The 20,800-nt window shown below is 63.5% G+C and carries 21 protein-coding genes; 9 read left to right on the forward strand and 12 right to left on the reverse strand.

Going from position 1 to position 20,800, the window contains the following annotated elements; genetic code table 11:
* The first annotated feature begins 49 nt into the window (after positions 1 to 49).
* Together EC86_RS0116555 and otnI are read left to right on the forward strand one after the other, a co-directional pair.
* On the forward strand, positions 50 to 2,092 hold the full coding sequence (locus EC86_RS0116555) for a SulP family inorganic anion transporter (protein ID WP_029526888.1): 2,043 nt from the start codon (positions 50 to 52) through the stop codon (positions 2,090 to 2,092).
* A gap of 6 nt (positions 2,093 to 2,098) precedes the next feature.
* Positions 2,099 to 2,953: a 2-oxo-tetronate isomerase gene (gene otnI, locus EC86_RS0116560; RefSeq protein WP_029526890.1), complete on the forward strand. Its 855-nt coding sequence runs from the start codon at positions 2,099 to 2,101 to the stop codon at positions 2,951 to 2,953.
* Positions 2,954 to 2,956: 3 nt separating this feature from the next.
* Here otnI and alkB read toward each other — a convergent pair whose 3' ends face one another.
* On the reverse strand, positions 2,957 to 3,610 hold the full coding sequence (gene alkB, locus EC86_RS0116565; protein ID WP_029526891.1) for a DNA oxidative demethylase AlkB: 654 nt from the start codon (positions 3,608 to 3,610) through the stop codon (positions 2,957 to 2,959).
* 335 nt (positions 3,611 to 3,945) lie between these two features.
* Here alkB and EC86_RS0116570 point away from each other — a divergent pair, with 335 nt between their 5' ends.
* Positions 3,946 to 4,524 carry a Pycsar system effector family protein gene (locus EC86_RS0116570; RefSeq protein ID WP_156955342.1) on the forward strand — a complete coding sequence of 193 codons (579 nt, stop codon included), beginning with the start codon at positions 3,946 to 3,948 and terminating at the stop codon, positions 4,522 to 4,524.
* A 75-nt stretch (positions 4,525 to 4,599) separates the two neighbouring features.
* On the opposite strand, the gene EC86_RS0116575 is transcribed toward EC86_RS0116570, so the two are convergent.
* From EC86_RS0116575 to EC86_RS0116610, 7 genes are all read right to left on the reverse strand, one after another.
* Complete coding sequence (locus tag EC86_RS0116575) at positions 4,600 to 5,211, reverse strand: IS630 family transposase (RefSeq protein ID WP_198026741.1); 612 nt, start codon at positions 5,209 to 5,211, stop codon at positions 4,600 to 4,602.
* Positions 5,138 to 5,671 carry a helix-turn-helix domain-containing protein gene (locus EC86_RS0116580; RefSeq protein WP_029525659.1) on the reverse strand — a complete coding sequence of 178 codons (534 nt, stop codon included), beginning with the start codon at positions 5,669 to 5,671 and terminating at the stop codon, positions 5,138 to 5,140. The genes EC86_RS0116575 and EC86_RS0116580 overlap by 74 nt, the downstream gene beginning before the upstream one ends.
* Positions 5,672 to 5,842: 171 nt before the next feature.
* A complete protein-coding gene (locus tag EC86_RS0116585) occupies positions 5,843 to 6,094 on the reverse strand; it encodes a hypothetical protein (RefSeq protein WP_029526893.1) in 252 nt (83 codons plus the stop codon).
* Positions 6,066 to 6,356 (reverse strand): BrnT family toxin, encoded by a 291-nt coding sequence (locus EC86_RS0116590; RefSeq protein WP_029526894.1) that lies wholly within the window; start codon positions 6,354 to 6,356, stop codon positions 6,066 to 6,068. Before EC86_RS0116590 ends, EC86_RS0116585 begins: the two co-directional genes overlap by 29 nt.
* A 348-nt stretch (positions 6,357 to 6,704) precedes the next feature.
* Positions 6,705 to 7,097 carry a glutathione S-transferase N-terminal domain-containing protein gene (locus EC86_RS0116600; RefSeq protein ID WP_029526896.1) on the reverse strand — a complete coding sequence of 131 codons (393 nt, stop codon included), beginning with the start codon at positions 7,095 to 7,097 and terminating at the stop codon, positions 6,705 to 6,707.
* Positions 7,098 to 7,144: 47 nt separating this feature from the next.
* On the reverse strand, positions 7,145 to 8,557 hold the full coding sequence (locus EC86_RS0116605) for an aminopeptidase P N-terminal domain-containing protein (RefSeq protein WP_029526897.1): 1,413 nt from the start codon (positions 8,555 to 8,557) through the stop codon (positions 7,145 to 7,147).
* Between the two features lie 14 nt (positions 8,558 to 8,571).
* Positions 8,572 to 9,309: a nucleotidyltransferase family protein gene (locus tag EC86_RS0116610; RefSeq protein ID WP_029526898.1), complete on the reverse strand. Its 738-nt coding sequence runs from the start codon at positions 9,307 to 9,309 to the stop codon at positions 8,572 to 8,574.
* A gap of 200 nt (positions 9,310 to 9,509) precedes the next feature.
* Between EC86_RS0116610 and tkt the strand changes: the two genes are divergently transcribed.
* The 4 genes from tkt to EC86_RS0116630 all read left to right on the forward strand — a co-directional run bounded on the left by tkt (position 9,510) and on the right by EC86_RS0116630 (position 14,154).
* A complete protein-coding gene (gene tkt, locus EC86_RS0116615; protein ID WP_029526899.1) occupies positions 9,510 to 11,567 on the forward strand; it encodes a transketolase in 2,058 nt (685 codons plus the stop codon).
* Positions 11,568 to 11,627: 60 nt separating this feature from the next.
* Complete coding sequence (gene gap, locus EC86_RS0116620) at positions 11,628 to 12,626, forward strand: type I glyceraldehyde-3-phosphate dehydrogenase (protein WP_029526900.1); 999 nt, start codon at positions 11,628 to 11,630, stop codon at positions 12,624 to 12,626.
* Between the two features lie 137 nt (positions 12,627 to 12,763).
* Entirely contained in the window at positions 12,764 to 13,414 is a 651-nt protein-coding gene (locus tag EC86_RS0116625; RefSeq protein WP_408633906.1) for a TetR/AcrR family transcriptional regulator, read from the forward strand.
* Positions 13,411 to 14,154, forward strand: a complete 744-nt coding sequence (locus tag EC86_RS0116630; protein WP_029526902.1) for a hypothetical protein — start codon at positions 13,411 to 13,413, stop codon at positions 14,152 to 14,154. Before EC86_RS0116625 ends, EC86_RS0116630 begins: the two co-directional genes overlap by 4 nt.
* A 305-nt stretch (positions 14,155 to 14,459) precedes the next feature.
* Here EC86_RS0116630 and EC86_RS0116640 read toward each other — a convergent pair whose 3' ends face one another.
* Positions 14,460 to 15,020 (reverse strand): flavin reductase family protein, encoded by a 561-nt coding sequence (locus EC86_RS0116640; protein ID WP_029526903.1) that lies wholly within the window; start codon positions 15,018 to 15,020, stop codon positions 14,460 to 14,462.
* A gap of 98 nt (positions 15,021 to 15,118) precedes the next feature.
* Here EC86_RS0116640 and EC86_RS0116645 point away from each other — a divergent pair, with 98 nt between their 5' ends.
* The gene (locus tag EC86_RS0116645; RefSeq protein WP_029526904.1) at positions 15,119 to 15,550 is read left to right on the forward strand and encodes a GNAT family N-acetyltransferase; all 432 of its coding nucleotides are present in this window, start codon (positions 15,119 to 15,121) and stop codon (positions 15,548 to 15,550) included.
* A 100-nt stretch (positions 15,551 to 15,650) separates the two neighbouring features.
* Positions 15,651 to 16,211: a chlorite dismutase family protein gene (locus tag EC86_RS0116650; RefSeq protein ID WP_029526906.1), complete on the forward strand. Its 561-nt coding sequence runs from the start codon at positions 15,651 to 15,653 to the stop codon at positions 16,209 to 16,211.
* A 344-nt stretch (positions 16,212 to 16,555) separates the two neighbouring features.
* Here the strand turns inward: EC86_RS0116650 and EC86_RS0116655 are convergent, their stop codons facing one another.
* The 3 genes from EC86_RS0116655 to preA all read right to left on the reverse strand — a co-directional run bounded on the left by EC86_RS0116655 (position 16,556) and on the right by preA (position 20,799).
* Positions 16,556 to 17,812: a Zn-dependent hydrolase gene (locus EC86_RS0116655; RefSeq protein ID WP_029526907.1), complete on the reverse strand. Its 1,257-nt coding sequence runs from the start codon at positions 17,810 to 17,812 to the stop codon at positions 16,556 to 16,558.
* A 172-nt stretch (positions 17,813 to 17,984) separates the two neighbouring features.
* Positions 17,985 to 19,427, reverse strand: coding sequence for a dihydropyrimidinase (gene hydA, locus EC86_RS0116660; protein ID WP_029526908.1), 1,443 nt, complete (start codon positions 19,425 to 19,427; stop codon positions 17,985 to 17,987).
* Positions 19,428 to 19,491: 64 nt separating this feature from the next.
* Positions 19,492 to 20,799, reverse strand: coding sequence for an NAD-dependent dihydropyrimidine dehydrogenase subunit PreA (preA, locus tag EC86_RS0116665; RefSeq protein ID WP_029526910.1), 1,308 nt, complete (start codon positions 20,797 to 20,799; stop codon positions 19,492 to 19,494).
* Position 20,800: the final 1 nt, after the last annotated feature.

The following is a 20,800-nucleotide window of genomic DNA, read 5'->3' on the forward strand; positions in this document are numbered from 1 at the left end:
CCTGATGCCGCAGTAGCTTACGGGCGCGCAGTATGCTCAAACCCTAGCCATGAAACCTTCCAACGCCAGCGCCGCCATTCCCTTCACGGCCCTCATGCAGCGGCTGGCCGAGCGCCTGTTGGGCGGCTGGGTGCGGCAGGTCACGCCGGCCACGCTGCGGCTTGATGCCATGGCCGGCCTGCTGGGCGCGGTGCTGGTGCTGCCGCAGGGCATTGCCTTTGCCACGCTGGCCGGGCTGCCGCCCGAATACGGGCTGTACACCGCCATCATCCCGTGCATCATCGCCGCGCTGTTCGGCTCCAGCTGGCATGTCATGTCGGGGCCGACCAATGCCAACTCGCTGGCGCTGTTTGCCATGCTGTCGCCGCTGGCGATGGCCTTCAGCCCGATGTACATCCAGCTGGCGCTCGCCGTCACCGTGATGGTTGGCGTGCTGCAGTGGCTGATTGGCGCGCTGCGGCTGGGCGTGCTGGCCAATTTCATCTCGCCCGCCGTGCTGTTTGGCTTCACTTCGGGCGCGGCGCTCCTGATCGCGGTGCATGCGCTGCCGGATTTCCTCGGCCTGGCCGCCGCGCCCGAACACAGCGCAGCGGGCGTGCTGGCGCATGTCGTGACGCAATTGCCGCACGCGAATCCGGTGGCGCTGGCGGTGGCCGGCATCACGCTGGCGGTGGCGCTGGGGCTGCGCCGGTTTCGCCGCAACTGGCCTTACATGCTGATCGGGCTGGCCGTGGCCACTGCGCTGGCCTGGGGCTGGAGCCGCTGGACGGCGGGCAGCGCCACGCCCTCGTCGGCGCTGCGCATTGTCGGCACCATCGCCACGCCGTGGCCGCGCTTCGAGGTCCCGCGCATCAGCTGGGCGCAGGCGTCCGACCTGGTCGGGCTGGCGTTTGCGCTGACCATCGTCGCGCTCGGTCAGGCGATTGCGATTGCCCGCGCGGTGGCGCTGCGCTCGGGCCAGCGCATCGACGCCAACCGCGAGTTCCGGGGCCAGGGGCTGTCGAACATCATTGGCGGATTTTTCTCCAGCTACGTGTCCTGCGGCTCGATGAACCGCTCCATGCCCAACCTGGAGGCCGGCGCCCGCACGCCGCTGGCCTCGGTGTTTTCGGCGCTGCTGCTGCTCGCGCTGGTGGCGGTCAGCGGGCCGCTGTTGGCGCAGATTCCGATGGCTGCGCTGGCGGGGCTGCTGGTGCTGGTGGCCTTGGGCCTGCTCGACCTGAAGCGCTGGCGCCAGCTGTTCGTTCTAAGCCGAACCGATTTTGCGGTGGCGCTGACCACGTTGGTGGCCACCGTCACGATCCGGCTGGAGGTGGCGATCTTGCTGGGCATGCTGCTGTCGCTGATGTCGTTTCTGTACCGCACCTCGCGCCCCGCGATGCGCAGCATGGGTTTTGACAGCCGGGGGGTGGACCGGCAGTTCGTGGTGATCGACGATGCGCCGCAACCCTTCGAAAAGCCCGGGACCGCACCATTCCAGCCAGGGCTGCAGAACCGGCTTTGCCGGGCCGCAGGCGCAGAGGCCCACTCAGGGAGCGTGGGGGAATTTCCCCCATCAGCCGGGGCCGTGGAACCGGCTTTGCCGGGCCACAGGCGCAGCGCCCCCTCGGGGGGCAGCGAACCACGCGAAGCGGGGAGCGTGGGGGCCTATCTACCCGAGTGTCCGCAACTCAAGCTGTTGCGCATGGAGGGCGAGGTGTATTTCGGCGCGACCCAGCATGTCGCCGACATCCTGCACGCGCTGCGCAGCCAGCCGAATCCGCAAAAGCACCTGCTGGTGATGGCCAAGAGCATGAACTTCATCGACCTGGCCGGCGCCGAACTGTGGGAGGCCGAACTCGCCGCACGACGCGCGATGGGCGGCAACCTGTACTTTCACCGGCCGCGCCCCGAGGTGATCCGCATGTGGCGCAAGACCGGGTTCACCGACGTGCTGGGGCCTGAACACCAGTTCCCGGACAAATACACCGCCATTTCCCATATCTTCGGCAAGCTCGACCCCGAGATCTGCAGGCACTGCAGCGCCCGGATTTTCTGGGAATGCCGGGCCGCGCCCGGTGCCGACGACCCGGCCAACCAGCCCAAAACCTGAACCGCCATGCCCCAATTCGCCGCCAACCTGAACTGGCTCTACACCGAGCTGCCTTTTGCCGAACGCTTTGAAGCTGCTGCGAGCGATGGGTTCAGAGCCGCGGAACTGATGTCGCCCTACAGCTGGCCGGTGGCCGAACTCAAGGCGCTGCTGGCGGCGAACGCCCTTGAACTGGTGCTGCTGAACGCGCCGCCCGGCGGCACGGACACCGCCAGCATCGAGGCGGCATGGGCCTTGCCCGGCTGCCGGGGAACGGCCTGTCTGCCCGGCCATGAAGCCGAATTCGCCGCTGGATTTGCTATGGCGCTGGACTATGCGCAGCAATTGGACTGCCCGCGCATCCACGTCATGGCGGGCCTGCTGCCCGAGCTGCCAGATGTCGTGACGCGCGAAGCGGCGCAGGCCACCTACGTTGCCAACCTGCGCCGGGCTGCGGCACAGGCGGCGGCTGTCGGCGTGGAGGTGCTGATCGAGCCCATCAACACCCGCGACATGCCCGGCTATTTCCTGAACCGGCAAGACCACGCCCACGCCATCCTGGACGAAGTCGGCGCGGAAAATCTCAAGGTGCAGATGGACCTGTACCACTGCCAGGTGGTCGAGGGCGACCTGGCGATGAAGCTGCGCCGCTACCTGCCGACAGGGCGCTTCGGCCACCTCCAGATCGCCGGCGCGCCGGGGCGCAACGAGCCCGATGTGGGCGAAATCAACTACCCGTATCTGTTTGCGCTGCTCGATGAGCTGGGCTATGGCGGCTGGGTGGGCTGCGAATACAAGCCGGTGCGCGGCCTGGCGCCCGGCGCGACGCCGGACGGGCTGGGCTGGTTTGCGCAGGCCAGTCGCGGCATGCCGCCGCTTTAAACCTCAACCCGCGCGGCGAAACGTCAGGTTGATGCGCTGGCGCCCCAGGCGCGGATGCTCGCCATCGGCCAGCGGCGCCACGCCATGGAACGCCAGCCGCGCCGCGCCGCCCCAAACCGCCACGTCGCCATGCGCCAGCCCATACCGGGCAGGGCGGTCGCTGCGCTGCAAACCGCCAAACAGAAAAACCGCCGGCAGCCCCAGCGACACCGAGACGATGGGCGCGCCCAGATCGCTTTCGTCGCGGTCCTGGTGCAGCGACATGCGCGCGCCGGGTTCGTAGCGGTTGATGAGGCAGGCGTCGGGCGCGAAGCCCTCGAAACCCGCCTCGGCCGCCGCCCGCGCAGCGATGTCGGCAAAGCAGGCGGGCATCGGCGGCCAGGGCTGGCCTGAGAGCGGGTCGGTGCTGCTGTAGCGGTAGCCCGTGCGGCTTGAGGTCCAGCCCAGCGCGCCGCAGTTGGTCATGCCGACCGACATGGCACGCCCGCCGGGCGTGACGGGATGGCGCAAGTGCGCTGCCGCGATGACCTGCTGTGCGGCCTGACGCAGCGCTTCGGCCTGGTCCAGGGCAAAACCGCGCAGCAGCGCGGCGCCTGGCGCGATGGGTTCGGGGGCTGCATAAGGCGTTGGCGGTTCGCCGAAGAGGTTCTGGGTCATTGATGTGGATGGCCGATTCAAGCGTAGACCGGTATTCGTCCGTTAATCCCGTGCGGGGGCCAGGTCACACTTCTTAAGGTCATTCAATCCTCGCTATTGCATTGCGCACCCTCGAAAAAATAGCGTTTCCAAAGCTGAGCAGTTGCATTTTCACTTGTGAAATATGGTTCTTCCCTAATGTTTATATACTTGATTAGCTATCAAATAAAGAGCAAAACATATTTTCGATCGAAATTTTCAGCTCTTGTCACCTAAGTTACTGAATACTCTTTAATTGATGCGCGCCGTGTTTTTCTAGCGCAGTAAGCTCTACGAAAAACGAGAAGGTGAAGGTCATGAACCAGCAGGGACTAACGCACGAGGGATGGGAACTGGCCTTGGTTCAATACGATCATGTTGAACAGCAATCCAGTCTTGCGGCAACAAAGGCGACCATTCTTGTGGCTGTACAGGCTATTGTGGGAGGAACTTACGTGACCCTTGCAAAAGATTGCAGTGTGTTCACATCGTTTCAGAACAGGCCTTTGGCATTCCTTGAATTTTCCTTGGCGGGACTTTTGCTCATGATGGGACTGATTTCGGCGCTTGCGGCGATCTTGCCCAAACATCGACCTGATGATGCGTCTGACGTTTTGTTTTTTGCGGCCATTCGGTCGCATTGCTGCAGCGAGCATTATTGGAAAAAATACCTTGAAAAGGATGCTTCAGGCTTGCTCGGCCGCGACCTTATCGAAAACATTTATGGAAAGTCAAAATGGCTGGCAAAGAACTTCTTATGGATCAGAATTTCAATATGGTTTCTTATTGTGGCAACGCTGTTTGCAGTGTGGAGTATTTTTTTTCAAGGGAGTTTTAAGGATTTGCAGTGCAAACCGGACTCTGGCGCTCCCATCGCAGCAGTTGTGCCCAAGTGAAGTCGGGGTCAGATTTTAATTAAAATCTAGCGCTAAAAATAAATAGCTACCTGCGTACGTAATACCAATCCCGTGTCATGAAATAACCGAAGCCGAGGGCAGCACTGCCCAGCTGCGGGAGCACAAAGAGCGGATGGCGCCAGGGATTTGCGTGAAGGCATTCCAGGCGTCGCAGCAGGCGTCAACAATCTGCTCGTAGCCGTCGTAGCAGCGGTTGGCCAAGTGCCGGTCGCGTAGTTGCGCCCACACCTGCTCGGCCGGGTTGAGCTCGGGCGACCCCGCTGGCAGCGGCAACAATGAAACGTTCGGGAACTGCGGCAGTTTGGGCGTGGTGTGCCATCCCGCGCGGTCCAGCACCAGCACGGCATGGCGTCCCGCAGGCACCGCTTCGCTCAGGACCTGCAGATGATGGCTCATCGCCTCGGTATTGGCGTGCGGCATGACCAGACCGATGGCACTGTCCTGCCGTGGACAGACGGCCCCAAAGATGTACGCCGATTCGGACTGCTGCTGGCGCACCACCCGGGGCCGCGTTCCCTTGCGCGCCCACAGGCGCGTTTGCGTGCCGCGCTGGCCGATGCGCATTTCATCCTGGAACCAGATGTCCACCTGTTCAGGCGCAACGCCTGGCGGCAGCGTTGCGGCGACTTCCTGGACGAAGTTTTTTTTTGAATTCGGCTTGTGCAACCAGATCGGCGTAGGGACTGACGGCGCGGGCCGAAATCCATACCAGCCCCAGGCGCTTCATCAGGTCATACACACCGTTCAGGCTGTAGGCCACGCCAAACTGCCCGGCCAGCAACTGGCGGATGTCTTCGCCCCGCACCCGACCGCCGCCGCGTTCGCCCTGCAGTTGCTCGACCGCCTGGCGAAACGCTTCCTCCTGTGCTTTGGCAAGGCGCTGCGTGCTCCAGTCGTGCGGCAGACCGGCCAGACGGGCCACGCCGCCAGCGCTAAACCACTGCACCCAGCGCATGACGGCGTGGCGGGTCACGCGCAATGCAGCCGCCACTTCGGTATAGCTCTTGCCGTCCTTTAGGTGCGCCAGCGCGATCAGGCGCAGTCGCCGGCGCCCATCCTTTTCCTTGTGGGCCAGTCGGTCGAAATCATAGGGCTGCAGCTGATCAATGATGTGCTGAGATAACATTTTCGTAACCTCCTGCGAGAGCCAATATGTCTCAGACTCCGATCGCTGGCTTTGGTTCTTTGTCTGTCGGGATTGGTATAAGCCGTGCGCTAAAGCCACTTTTGCTCAATAAATCAAGCAGCCAAAGCAAAGAAGCTGACCTAACCCTCACCCCGTCACCACCCGCCGCATTCACCTTGAGCCAGAACCATCCGGCTTTGAATACGCATCGACATAGCTGCCGATGAGTTTCCTGATCATCCGCTGGTACTGCGTGTGATGCTTTCCCGCCTCGGCCTTGAAAAAATCCACGCTCTTTTTGCTCAGCGCCAGCGTCACCTTGACACCTTCCTCGCGGAACGCCAGTTCCTCGGGAGGCGGAAGAAAATCCTGAATAAGCTGGGCTTCCATCGGCTCATCGCTGTATTTGATTTTCCTGCTCATAAATAGCCCTTCCTTTTCGCCAGTAACCGGCACCAAAGATGCGAATGACACCGCCGCGCCAGGTAAACCGCACCGTGAGTATTCCGCCATCCACGGCGTTAAAGCAAAAATAACGTTTTTCGCTGGTGCTGTGCATGAGATCTTCGGCAATCACGCGATGTGCATCGGCAATGGCATATTGCGCCAGCGAAAAAGCGACGCCGTGCTTCTTCTGGTTTTTTGCATCCTTGTTCTCGTCCCACTCAAAGTGCGCCTTGGTCATGGGAAAGAAGATTAAAACGGGCAGGTACAAACGGCCATATAAAAGTATGGTGATTTGTACTGCTTAAAAGTGCCCGCCTTACAACCCGGCGCTACCGCGAAAAATCCGCCCCCGACCGGCGAGTACACCTGGAAATAACCGGCATCGTTTGATGAAAGTTCCAGCGCCACGGGCTGACCGGGCCAGTCGATGTGCGCCGCGCCGCTCCAGCCGTCAAAGCCGTCGTCAAGGTTTTGGCCACAAATCAGGCGGTTTTGCAGGCTGTAGCGTCCGGTGGCTGGCAGCTTGTTGACGGGCAGAACGTCCAGCGCAAGCCTGCCTGCGCGCAGATACCGTGCCTGCCCGCCCTCAAGCCGCCACGAACCGCTCCCGCAGGTAGGCAATGATCTTGTCCGAGTCGTAAAGCCACTCGCTTTTGCCGGCCTTGTCGGTGATCTTCAGGCAGGGCACCTTGGCCTGGCCGCCGCCCTTGAGCAAGGCCTGCCGGTCGGGGCCGGCGGGCTGCGCGTCGATGCGCTGGATGTTCAGCGACAGGCGGCTCATTTCCTGCCGGACCTTGCTGCAAAACGGGCAGGTCTTGTACTGGTACAGCGTCAGCGACTTGCATTGCCGGTTGACCTTGTCTTGCGCGGCCTGGATGCGCACCACGCCCCGGGGCCGGGTGAGCGTTTCCTTGAGCACCACCACCGGGCCCAGGACGACGCGCACGGTTTTAAAGAAGAATCGGATAAAAGTTTTCATGGCTGATTTTAGGGCGTGCGTCGCCACGGCCCGGCGGCAGGCGCAGGTCAGCCGCGCATCAAGGCCTCGATCTCGTCGGCCTTCACCGGAACGCCGCGCGTCATCAGCTCGCAGCCTTTGGCGGTGACCAGCGCATCGTCCTCGATGCGGATGCCGATGTCCCAGAATTTCTTCGGCACGCCCTTGGCCGGGCGAACGTACAGGCCGGGCTCGATGGTCAGCACCATGCCGGGTTTGAGGATGCGCGACGGCTTGCGCATGACCATCTGCCCCAAGGCGTCTTTTTCGGGCTGCGGCGAGCTGCCGGGCTCGGTGTAGTCGCCGCAGTCATGCACGTCCATGCCCATCCAGTGGCCGGTGCGGTGCATGTAGAACTGGCGGTAGGCGCCCGATTCGAGCACGTCATCGACGCTGCCGTGCTTGGCCCTGGCCAGCAGGCCGGTGTCCAGCATGCCTTCGATGAGCACGCGCGTGGCGGCGTTGTGCGGGTCGATGAAACGCTTGCCCGGCCGGGTGGCGGCTATGGCCGCCTCCTGCGACGCCTGCACGATGTCGTAGAGGATGCGCTGCGCCGGGGTGAATTTTCCGTCGGCCGGAAAGGTGCGCGTGATGTCGCTGGCGTAACCCTCCAGCTCGCAGCCGGCGTCGATCAGGCACAGCTGGCCGGGTTTCAGTTCTGCGTTGCCGGCGCGGTAATGCAGCACGCAGGCATTGGCCCCGGCGGCGACGATGCTGGTGTAGGCCGGAAATTCGGAGCCGTGGCGGCGGAACTCGTGCAGCAGTTCGGCTTCGAGGTGGTATTCGCGCAGGCCGCCTTTCACGCCATTGCGCAGCATCGCCGCCGAGGTCTGCATGGCGCGCACATGGCCACCGGCTGAAATGGCGCCGGCGCGCCGCAAAATCGCGATTTCATGCGCGTCCTTGACCAGCCGCATCTCGTCGAGCAGCCTGCACAGGTCGTGCTGGCTTTGCGGGCATTCGGCGCCCAGGCGCACCCTGGCGCGCACCTTGTTGAGCCAGCCATCGACCTGCGTTTCCAGGCCCTTGTGCGTGGCGAAGGGAAACCACACGGCGGGCTGGTTGGCCAGCAGGTCGGGCATCTTGTCGTCGAGCGTGTCCAGGCTGAAGGCGGCATCGACGCCCAACTGCGCCGGTGCTGCGTCGGGGCCAAGCCGGATGCCGTCCCAGATCTCGCGCTCCAGGTCCTTGGGCCGGCAAAACAGCGTGCTCTTGACGGTTTTGCCGCTGGCCTCGATCACCAGCCAGGCGCCGGGCTCGCTGAAGCCGGTGAGGTAGTAAAAATAGCTGTCGTGGCGATAGGGAAAGTCGCAGTCGCGGTTGCGCGCCAGCTCGGGCGCGGTGGGCAGCACGGCCACGCCGCCGCCGGCCTTGACCAGGGCGCGGCCAATGGCGGCGCGGCGTTTGGCATAAACGGCGGAAGGATTCAGAAGGGTGCTCATGGGGCGGGATGCTTTCAGTTCGGAAAATGTTGATTCAGTTCGGCCAGCCGCTCGGGCGTGCCGACATCGGTCCAGGCGCCCAGATAAAGCTCGGCGCTGACCTGGCGGCGGTCCATCGCCGCGCGCAGCAGCGGCGCCAGCGCGACCGCCAGTCCGGGCGAATTGCCAAAGGGCAGGCTGCCGAACAGCTCGCGCCGGTACAGGCCGATGGTGCTGTAGGTGTGGCGCGGCGCCGCGTCGGCGGCTGCCAGGTTGAGCGCCAGGCCGCCTGCGCCCAGGCCGAAATCGCCGCGCGGGTTGTGCGGCGGATTGGGCACCAGCCACAGGTGGGCCAGCTTGTCGCCGGCGATGAAACGGTCGGCGGCTTCTGCCGAGAATTCAAAACCGGGCACGAACACATCGGCGGCCAGCAGCCAGAACACGTCGCCCAGCAGCGGCAGCGCCCGCGCAATGCCGCCAGCGGTTTCCAGCGCGTAGCCAAAATCTTCGCCTTCGTGCGAGTATGAAAATGATAGCTGCTCATGCCCGCCGGTAGTGCGCAAAAGGTCTAAATGACTTGAAATCTGCTCGCCCAGCCAGGCGGTGTTGACGACCAGCTCGTGAACGCCGCCGCGCGCCAGCGCTTCCACATGCCAGTCGATCAGCGCCTTGCCCTGAACCTGGAGCAGCGGCTTGGGGCAGTCGTCGGTCAGCGGACGCATGCGCTCGCCGCGCCCGGCGGCCAGGATCATGGCCGGGATTGGCGGGCTCATTTGCGCACCCCGAATGGCCGGTGGACGCGGCGGAATGAAGTGCTTGCGCAGAGGTGCTGTGTTTGCATGAACACGACTTTAGGGCATTTACCACCGCCGCTGTTGCGGCACTGCGCAAAGCGGCGCCAAAGGGCCGCCCGCGCATCGGCCGTTAAAATGCCGGATTACCTTGACTACCGAACCTTCCGGAGCTTAGCCTGATGGCCAAAAACGAAATGATGGCGAATGCGATACGCGCACTCGCAATGGACGCCGTACAACAAGCCAACTCGGGTCACCCCGGCGCCCCCATGGGCATGGCCGACATGGCCGTTGCGCTCTGGGGCGACCACCTCCGGCACAACCCCGCCAACCCGCACTGGATGAACCGCGACCGCTTCGTGCTGAGCAACGGCCATGCGTCGATGCTGATCTATTCGGTGCTGCACCTGACCGGCTACGACCTGCCGATCAGCGAGCTGAAAAACTTCCGCCAGATCGGCTCCAAGACCCCCGGCCACCCCGAAGTGGACGTGACGCCCGGCATCGAGACCACCACCGGCCCGCTCGGCCAGGGCCTGACCAACGCCGTCGGCATGGCGCTGGCTGAAAAGCTGCTGGCCAGCGAATTCAACCGCACCGTGGGCAAGCTTGAGCACACCATCGTGGACCACCACACCTTTGTGTTCATGGGCGACGGCTGCCTGATGGAAGGCATCAGCCACGAAGCCATCGCGCTGGCCGGCGCTTGGAAGCTGAACAAGCTGATCGCGCTGTACGACGACAACGGCATTTCCATCGACGGCCAGGTCGCGCCCTGGTTCATCGACAACACGCCGATGCGCTTTGCCGCCTGCGGCTGGAACGTGATTGACGCGGTGGACGGCCATGATGCCGCCGCCGTGTCGGCCGCCATTGCTGGCGCCAAAAGCAGCATCGACAAGCCGACGCTGATCGTCTGCAAGACGCACATCGGCAAGGGTTCGCCGAACCGCGCCAACACTTCCAAAGCCCACGGCGAACCACTGGGTGCCGAGGAAATCGGCCTCACGCGCACCGCCATCAACTGGCCGCATACGCCGTTTGATATGCCCAAGGAAACCTACGCCGCCTGGGACGCCAAGGTCAAGGGCGGCAAGGCCGAGGCCGCCTGGGACAAGAAGTTCGCCGCCTACACCAAGGCCCATCCCGAGCTGGCGGCTGAATTCGTTCGCCGCATGCAGGGCGAGCTGCCGAAAAGCTTTTCGCAGCTGGCCGTCGATACCGTCGTCGCCGCGCACACCAAGGCCGAAACCGTGGCCTCGCGCAAGGCGTCGCAGCTGGCGCTGGAATCGTTCACCGCCGGCCTGCCCGAGCTGCTCGGCGGCTCGGCCGACCTGACCGGCTCGAACCTGACCAACACCCATTCCACGCCCAGCCTGCGCTTTGACGCCAATGGCGGCGTGGTGCAGACCGAGGCTGTCAACGGCAGCCTGGTCGGCGGGCGCCACATCAACTACGGCGTGCGCGAATTCGGCATGGCCGCGATCATGAACGGCGTGGCGCTGCATGGCGGCTTCATTCCCTACGGCGGCACCTTTTTGACCTTCAGCGACTACTCGCGCAACGCCATCCGCATGGCCGCGCTGATGAAGCTGCGCGTGGTGCATGTGTTCACGCACGACTCGATCGGCCTGGGCGAGGACGGCCCGACGCACCAGTCGATCGAGCATGCCGCCAGCCTGCGCCTGATCCCGAACCTGGACGTCTGGCGTCCGGGCGACACGGCTGAAACCGCCGTGGCCTGGGCCGTGGCGCTGCAGAACAAGACCCGCCCGACGGCGCTGCTGCTGAGCCGCCAGAACCTGCCGTATGCGCCGAAAGACGACGTCGGCCAGATCAGCAAGGGCGCCTACGTGCTGGCCGAGCCGGCCGAGGTCGGCCTGAAGAAAAAGGCCCAGGCCGTCATCATCGCCACCGGCTCCGAAGTGCAGCTGGCGCTGAAGGCGCAGGAACTGCTGGCGGCGCAGAAAATCGCGGTGCGCGTGGTCTCCATGCCGAGCAACACCACGTTTGACCGCCAGGACGCGGCCTACAAGTCGAAAATCCTGCCCGAAGGCATCCCGCGCATCGCCGTGGAAATGGGCGTGACCGACGGCTGGTGGAAATACGGCTGCGCCGCCGTCATCGGCATCGACACCTTCGGCGAGTCGGCGCCGGCCGGCGTGCTGTTCAAGCACTTCGGCTTCACGCCTGACAACGTGGTGGCGACCGTGCGCAAGGTGCTGCGTAAAAAGTAAGTGCCGTTCCGGCCCGTTTGGCCGGGGGGGTTGCAAGTTAACCAACTGGAGCTAAAGCAAATGACGATCAAGATGGGTATCAACGGCTTCGGCCGCATCGGCCGCAACGTGTTGCGCGCCGCCGTGCAGAATTTCAGCGACATCGAGATCGTCGCGATCAACGACCTGCTCGAGCCAGAGTACCTGGCCTACATGCTGCAGTACGACTCGGTGCATGGCCGCTTCAAGGGCGAGGTTTCGGTCGAGGGCAACACCCTGATCGTCAACGGCAAGCGCATCCGCCTGACGCAGGAGCGCGACCCGCTGAACCTGAAGTGGGCCGAGGTCGGCGCCGACGTGGTGCTGGAAGCCACCGGCCTGTTCCTGGACAAGGCCGCTGGTGAAAAACACCTGGCCGCCGGCGCGAAGAAGGTGATCTTCTCGGCGCCGTCGAAAGACGACACGCCGATGTTCGTCTTCGGCGTGAACGACAGCACGTATGCTGGCCAGGCCATCATCAGCAACGCCAGCTGCACCACCAATTGCCTAGCGCCCGTCGCCAAGGTGCTGAACGACAAGTGGGGCATCAAGCGCGGCCTGATGACCACCGTGCATGCGGCCACCGCTACGCAAAAGACCGTTGACGGCCCGAGCAACAAGGACTGGCGCGGCGGACGCGGCATCCTGGAAAACATCATTCCTTCGTCCACCGGCGCGGCCAAGGCCGTCGGCGTGGTGATTCCCGAGCTGAACAAGAAGCTCACCGGCATGTCTTTCCGCGTGCCGACCAGCGACGTGTCGGTGGTTGACCTGACATGCGAGCTGAACAGCGAAGCGACGCTGAAGGAAATCTGCGCCGAGATGAAAGCGCAAAGCGAGGGCGCACTCAAGGGCGTGCTCGGCTACACCGAAGACAAGGTCGTCGCCACCGACTTCCGTGGCGACACCCGCACCTCGATCTTTGACGCCGACGCCAGCATTGCGCTGGACGGCACCTTCGTCAAGATCGTTGCCTGGTACGACAACGAATGGGGTTATTCGAACAAGTGCCTGGAAATGGCGCGGGTCGTGTCGAAGTAAGCACGCCGCCTTTCCATGAACGAGCCTTCGGGCTCGAAGCCGCCCGGTGACGACCGGGCGGCTTTTTTTTCGAACGTGCGCCATCGGCTGGCGGCCATCCGGGGCGTGGGACTTGCCCCTCATAAAATGGGCTCGCCATGATGAATCCGCCGCCTTCCCCGCCGCCCGCTGATGACAGCGCCAAAGGCGCCATCCGCCAGGCCAATGAAGCGCTGATCCTGGCGGCCGCCGAGCGTGTCTTTGCCGGCGCCGGCTTTGGCGGCGCGACCATGGCCTCGATTGCCGAGGCCTCCGGTCTGCCCAAGGCCAACCTGCATTACTACTTCGGCAGCAAGCAGGCCTTGTACCGGCGCGTACTGGCGCGCACGCTGGACGACTGGCTGGTGCCGACCCACGGCATCACGCCAGAGGCCGACCCGCGCCAGGCCATCGAGCATTACATCCGCGCCAAGATGGCGCTGTCGGCCCAGCGGCCGCATGCCTCGCGCGTGTTCGCCAACGAGTTGCTGCACGGCGCGCCGGTGCTGGGCGAGTTGCTGGTGGCCGAACTCGGCCCTATGGTGCGCGAGAAGGCCGCCGTCATCCAGGGCTGGATCGATGCCGGGCGCATGGCGCCGGTCGATGCCACGCACCTGTTTTTCACCATCTGGGCGTCAACCCAGACCTATGCCGATTTCGAGGTGCAGGCCAGCGCCGTGCTGGGCACGCCAAGCCTGGCGCCCGAAGCGCATGCGCGGGCCACCGAGCATGCGGTGTCGCTGATCTTGCGGGGCTGCGGGCTGGCATGAAAGTTCCGGCTTCTGGCCATTCTGCGCAAAACCGCCTGACCTCGTATTTCTGGAGCGGCGAGGCCATCCGCAGCCGAAGCGTGAGCGATGTCGTGCTCTCGGGCACGCTCGACGTTCCCGCGCCCCCGGCAAGGCTGGTGGCGGACTGGCAAAGGGAAACCTCGCAGCGCCTCGTCCTGGCGCCCGGAGACGTCGAGGCACTGCCCCTGGCGCGGGCACACATGCGCTGGCCCGACTACCGGCGCTGCGTGCAGGCGGTGTCCGACTGGACGCGAACGCTGGGCCTGACCGACATGCTGGCCTCGTGCGACGTGGCCCTGATGGCCTGCCGGGGCGCGAAGTACCACCATGACGGCGCGCAGTATGGCGCTGCGGCCTTTTGCAATCTGTTTCTGGGCGAGGACCGGGGGCAGGACCTGCATTTCCCGTGTACCGGCCATCGAATCCCGCTGGTCCGGGGCACAGTGGTGATATTCGACACGGGCCAGCCGCACGGCGTTATCGCGCGGGGCAGTAGCGGCTTTGGGGCGGACGACTTTCCCGCCGACCGGGATTGCACGCAGGTCTTCCTGACCTGGGAGCTTCCCGTCGAGGATGCGACTCTTGGGAACGCACTTCGGATCGCCTTCGACATCGACCCTTCGACCGCTTTGCTGCTGGGGGATGAACAAGTCTGGCGCAACGGCGCGCTGGCCAGTGTGTGTCCGGATTCCGGCCGGTGGCGACAGGCGGCTGGTTAGCCCGGCTTCGTCCTGACCACGCTGGCCTGCACGCTAGTCGCCTGACCGTTAATGCTATTGAATTAATAGCTGCTTGCGCATGCCAGACGTGCGCAAGAGGGCGATTTGATTCAAAAAACCGGCTGTGCCGCCGCCTGGCGCAGGCGATCCATTTTCGGCTTCATGTAAAAGGTCATGAACAGTCCGATCAGCACCGCTGAGCGAGCTTAGGGAGCGGATCGGCGGCGTGGCCGAAGAAGCGTGAGCTGGGCCATGTACGCCGCGTCGCAGCGCCATTGGCGTCGGCCGGCAGGTAATGGGCGGGGTCAGCGCGTGGCCTGAGTCCAGACAGCGTCCGGCAGCTTGGACGCCATCATCTTCCTGCGGTCCAGTTTGCGCCCGTCAACAATGAAGGTTCCGTCACCCACGGCATGAAGCATGCGCTTCTCCTTGCGCGTGGTGTCGAGGTAAGCGGCAACGGCCTGCAGCACGACGATGTTGTGCTTTTCAACGATGTCGATGACCTTGCACTCGATGTTGGCCAGGCACTCGCGGATCAAGGGCGGCCTGACGAATTTGCCCGGCACAGGCGTGAGCTTGAACTTGGCAAACTTGTCCGTGTCCTGCCCCGAGCACGTCCCGATGCCGACCACCGTGTCCAGCATGTCCACCGTGGGAATGGCAATGACGCATTCCCTGTTCTTTTTCAGCGCCGCGTAAGAGTGGTTCCATGCCCCCGTGGTGATGGCAAAGACCGGCGTGAAATCCATCACCATGGTCCAGGAGATCGTCATGATGTTGTCCTTCTGCCCATCATGGGTCGTCACCAGCACGACAGGCCCCGATTCCATCAGGGTAAAGGCCTTGTTCAGTTCCAGCGCATGCATGGGGGAACCTCTTGATCTATCCCGCGAAAGTTCGCAATCAGCCGGTGGATGGCGGATGGTGTGGGTACTCGCATGTTAGGTTTCAGAAGGAGCGCTCAATGCCGCTAGTCTGGCCATACTCGATCGACAGTCTCGACTGGAACGAACTTGCCGCGCTCTATCGTGCCGCACCCCTTGGAAACAAGACTCCCGACGGTCTGAGAATCGCGTTCACGAACAGTATGTTCAAGTGCTTCGCATACGAGGAGGGTAAGCTTGTGGGCGTTGGCCGAGCCCTCGCGGGTGGGGTTGACTGTTCGTATATATGCGAAGTTGCCCTCTTACCAAGTCATCAGGGCCTTGGCCTTGGCAATCAGATCGTTTCCAATCTTGTGAGATTATCGAGCGGTCACAAGAAAATAATCCTGTACGCCGTGCCAGGCAGGGAGCCGTTCTACAAGAAGTTCGGCTTCAAGAGAATGAGCACCCCTATGGCCATATTCGAAAACCAAGGCGATGCACTGGAGCGAGGGTACGTGAATGAAACCTAATCCGGCGCTCAACCGCGCTCCTTTCAGTCGCTGGACGCTGCGCGATAAAGCCGCGCAGCGCCGGTTAGCTCTACTTTAGACCTCAACACGAAAGGTTGAAATGAATACACGATTATTTGCATTCGTCGGCGCAGACATTGGCCCTTGGCGGATTGTCAGGGCCGAAACCAGAGTTGGCGAGCCCCTGCCTGAAGCCAAAAGGCTCAACGTCATATCCGCTTCAGAGGTGCAGTCTGAAACCAATGCACCCTGGATACTTCGTGGAATAACCAGCAATGAACGATATGTCATGCGCGCAGAGAAGAATGAAATTGTAGCGAAGCAGCAAGGTCTGGCGCGCCCAGAAGCAACGTGCGCTGCACTAATACCGATCCGGAAGAACGCAGCTTGGTGGGAGCTCACGCAAGACGAACGCCGGAGCGTTTTCGAACAGTCGAAGCACATCCAAATCGGGCTTCAGTATTTGCCTGCAGTAGCGCGCAAGCTCCACCACTGCCGCGACCTCTCAGAGAATGAACCGTTCGATTTTCTGAATTGGTTCGAATACGCGCCAATTCATGAGGTTGAGTTCAACAGGCTGCTTTCCGAACTGCGTGCGTCAGAGGAATGGAAATACGTCGACCGAGAAGTCGATATTCGTCTTACGCAAGCACAGGTCTAACCCGCCGATGAACACGGACCCCCAACAGCGGCGCGCCCCTCAATTTAACGATGGGCGAAACCACAAACACTGTTGGGAGTGACTGGTTTGGAGCGGGCAGATAGAAAAACTGTGCGCCCGCTATGTGTCTTTTGCTGCCGTTCAAACTCCCATCCGCATACCTCTACCACGCTTGCGCAACCGGCAGCAACGCCACCGCAACAGCCGTCCAACGCCTGAAAGCTCCACTTCCCAGTAGGCGTATCCAGATCATCCAATACGCTATTAAATAAATAGCTGCCTGCGCCCGTACAGCCTGCGCAAACGGCCTAAAAAGCATCAAACCGATGCCGTAAAGCCTTCCCTCAAACCCCAGCCCGCTCCAGCATCGCGTGCAGCAGCACATTGCAGCCCGCCGTGATGTGTTCGGGCTTGGCGTCTTCGATCTCGTTGTGGCTGATGCCGTCCTTGCACGGGATGAAGATCATGCCGCTGGGGGCGAGCTGGGCCATGTACACCGCGTCGTGGCCTGCGCCCGACACGGCGTGCATATTCGAATAGCCCAGCCTGGCGGCGGCCCTGGCCACGGCGTCCACGCAGTCGGGGTGAAAGCCGATGGCGGAGTAGCTCGACACCAGCTCAATGTGAATCGCCAGCCCGGTTTGCGCGCTCAGGCGGGCGGCGCAGGCCTTGACCTCGCCGGCCATTTCATCGACCAGCGCGTCGGTGGCGTTGCGCAGGTCGATGCTGAACTTCACCCGGCCCGGAATCACGTTGCGGCTGTTCGGGAACACCTGCACCATGCCCACGGTGCCGCGCCCGTGCGGCGGGTGGCGCAGCGCGCTGGCCACCACGTCCTGCATCAGGTGCGTGGCGACCTGCAGCGCGTCCTTGCGCAGCGCCATCGGCGTCGGGCCGGCGTGCGCTTCCATGCCGGTCACCGTGCAGTCGAACCAGCGGATGCCCAGCACGCCCTGCACCACGCCAATCGTCTTGTCGTTGTCTTCGAGCACCGGGCCTTGCTCGATGTGGGTTTCAAAGTAGGCGCCGATGGGGTGGTCGCCCGGCTCCTGTTCGCCGATGTAGCCGATGCGCGCCAGCTCGTCCTTCACGGTCTTGCCTTCGGTGTCCGTGGCAGCGTAGGCGTGTTCCAGCGTGAAGGCCTTGGCGAACACGCCCGAGCCCATCATCACCGGCACGAAGCGCGAGCCTTCCTCGTTGGTCCAGAAGGCGACCTCGATCGGCGCTTCGGTCTCGATGCCGTGGTCGTTCAGCGTGCGCACGACTTCGATGCCGGCCAGCACGCCATAGTTGCCGTCGAACTTGCCGCCCGTGGGCTGGGTGTCGATGTGGCTGCCGGTGATGATGGGCGCCAAAGCATTGTTGCGGCCGGCGCGGCGCATGAAGCCGTTGCCGATCTTGTCGATGGTGATGGTCAATCCGGCGTCCTTCGCCCAGCCGATCACCAGGTCGCGGCCCTGCTTGTCGAGGTCGGTCAGGGTGAGCCGGCAGACGCCGCCCTTGGGCGTGGCGCCGATTTTTGCCAGCTCCATGAGCGATGCCCACAGGCGGTCGCCGTTGATGCGCAGGCTGTCAATGTCGATGCGGGTTGCAGTGTCCATGAGGTTTTCCAGAAGGGTTGGGTTGTCAGGGCTGTTCGGTCTGTTCTGGCTGTCATTGCGGGCTGAGCCTGCCCCGGACCTGATCCGGGGACCCGCAATCCATGGATCCCGGGTCAAGCCCGGGATGACAGGATGCGGGGAGGGTAACGCTTATGGGTGTGCCATCGGGGGTTCAGCGCAGCACCGCAGTCGGCGCCAACGCTTCTGCGCGCAGCTTGGCCGCCGCGAAATTTGGGCCGAAGGCTGGGCGCTTTATATAGCGGCCCTTGCCCTGCACGGCGCGCAAATCGCCCTGCACAAAGACCAGTTCGCCCTGGCTGAGCGTGTGGCTGGGGATGCCGCGCACGGTGCGGCCTTCAAAGATGTTGAAGTCGCCTTTGCTGTGCTGGGTCTTGGCCGACAGGGTTTTGGTGCCTTCGGGGTCCCAGACCACCAGATCGGCGTCCGCCCCGACCGACACGCTGCCTTTTTGCGGGTAAAGGTTGAACAATTTGGCGGTGTTGGCCGAGGTGATGGCGACGAACTCGCTGGGCGTCAGGCGCCCGGTGTTCACGCCTGCGTCCCAGATCACGGCCAGCCGTTCCTCGACGCCGCCGCAGCCGTTCGGAATCCTGGCGAAATCGTCCTTGCCGGCGGCTTTTTGCGCGGCGCAGAAGGTGCAGTGGTCGGTGGCGGTGGTGTGCAGGTTGCCCGCCTGCAGGCCGCGCCAGAGGAATTCCTGGTTGGCTTTTGGCCGGAAAGGCGGGCTCATGACGTGCGCGGCGGCGGTGGCGAAGTCGGGGTGGCGGTACACGCTGTCATCGACCACCAGGTGCCCGGCCAGCACCTCGCCATAGACGCGCTGGCCACGGGCTCTGGCGCGTGAAATGGCGTCCAGCGCCTCGACGCACGAGACATGCACGACGTAGATCGGCACATTGAGCACGTCGGCAATCGCAATGGCGCGGTTGGCCGCTTCGGCCTCGACCATCGGCGGGCGCGACAGCGGGTGGCCTTCGGGGCCGGTGATGCCCATCGCGGCGACTTCCTTTTGCAGCATGAACACCAGCTCGCCGTTTTCGGCATGCACCGTGGGCATGGCGCCGAGTTCGAGGCAGCGCTTGAAGCTGTTCACCAGCGTTTCGTCGTCGCACATGATGGCGTTCTTGTAGGCCATGAAATGCTTGAAGCTGTTGATGCCTTCCTGCTCCACCAGCGTACCCATGTCGCGCCGCACCGACTCGTCCCACCAGGTGACGGCGACGTGAAAGCCATAGTCGCTGGCGGATTTCTCGGCCCAGCCGCGCCAGGTCTGGTAGGCGTCCATCAGCGGCTGCTGCGGGCTGGGAATCACGAAGTCGATGATGCTGGTGGTGCCGCCCGCCAGCCCCGCCGCCGTGCCGGTGAAAAAATCGTCCATCGTCACCGTGCCCATGAAGGGCAGCTGCATGTGGGTGTGCGGGTCGATGCCGCCGGGCATGACGTACTGGCCGCCGGCGTCGATGACCGTGGCGCCGGCGGGCGCGTCCAGCGCTTCGCCGACGGCGGCGATGCGGCCGTTCTGCGTCAGCACATCGGCCCGGAAGGCGCGGTCGGCGTTCACCACGGTGCCGCCCCGGATCAAGATGGAAGTCATGATTTGCTCCTGTTTAGATAGCTGCTCGCGCATGTGGAATAAGCGCAAGAGGCCGATTTGATGCTTAAACGCCCACGCGCATCGGGTTGTTGGCATGCGTCGTCCAGTCGGCGTGCTGGCCGCTCACCATGCGGCCGGTGCGCAGGTCCATTTCTCCGGGCGCCAGCGTGCGCAGGGTGATGCATTCGGGCACCGGACACACCAGCGTACACAGGTTGCAGCCCACGCATTCGTCTTCCTTCACCTCAAAGTGACGCTTGCTGTCCTTCAGGGCGGTGATGGCCTGGTGCGAGGTGTCTTCGCAGGCGATGTGGCAGCGGCCGCATGAAATGCAGCTGTCCTGGTTGATGACGGCCTTGGAAACATGGTTGAGGTTGAGACTGCTCCAGTTGGTCACGGTCGGCACGGCGCGGCCCCGGAAGTCGTCAATCGAGGTGAAACCCATCTCGTCCATGTAATCCGACAGGCCGCTTTTCATTTCCTGTACGACCTTGAAGCCGTAGACCATGGCCGCCGTGCAGACCTGCACCGTGCCCGCGCCCAGCGCGATGAACTCAAACGCATCGCGCCAGCTGCCGATGCCGCCGATACCCGAGATCGGCAGGCCCGCCGTCTCCGGGTCGCGGGCGATTTCGGCGACCATGTTCAGCGCAATCGGCTTGACCGCCGGGCCGCAGTAGCCGCCGTGCGAGCCCTTGCCGCCGGTCGAGGGCAGCATGGTCAGCGAATACGGGTCCACGCCCATGATGGAGTTGATGGTGTTGATGAGCGACACCGCATCGGCCCCGCCGCGTTTGGCGGCCCGGGCGGGCTGGCGGATGTCGGAAATATTGGGCGTGAGCTTGACGATCACCGGCAGCCGGCTGTAGTGCTTGCACCATTCGGTGACCTGCTGGATGTATTCGGGCACCTGGCCGACGGCCGAGCCCATGCCGCGCTCGCTCATGCCGTGCGGGCAGCCGAAGTTCAGCTCGATGCCATCGGCGCCGGTGTCCTCGACGCGGGCCAGGATGTTTTTCCACGAGGCCTCGTCGCACGGCACCATCAACGACACGACCAGCGCGCGGTCGGGCCAGTCGCGCTTGACCTGGATGATTTCCCTGAGGTTGATGTCCAGGTCGCGGTCGGTGATGAGTTCGATGTTGTTGAAACCCAGCAGCCGGCGGTCGGGCGACAGCAGCGCGCCGTAGCGCGGGCCGTTGACGTTGACCAGTGGCGGCCCGGCCTCGCCCAGTGTCTTCCAGACCACGCCGCCCCAGCCGGCTTCAAACGCGCGATTCACGTTGTAGGCCTTGTCGGTGGGCGGCGCGGACGCCAGCCAGAACGGGTTGGGGCTGTGGATGCCGATGAAATTCGTTTGCAGGTTGGCCATG

The sequence above is a fragment of the Polaromonas glacialis genome (assembly GCF_000709345.1).
In the GTDB taxonomy this organism is placed as follows: domain Bacteria; phylum Pseudomonadota; class Gammaproteobacteria; order Burkholderiales; family Burkholderiaceae_C; genus Polaromonas; species Polaromonas glacialis.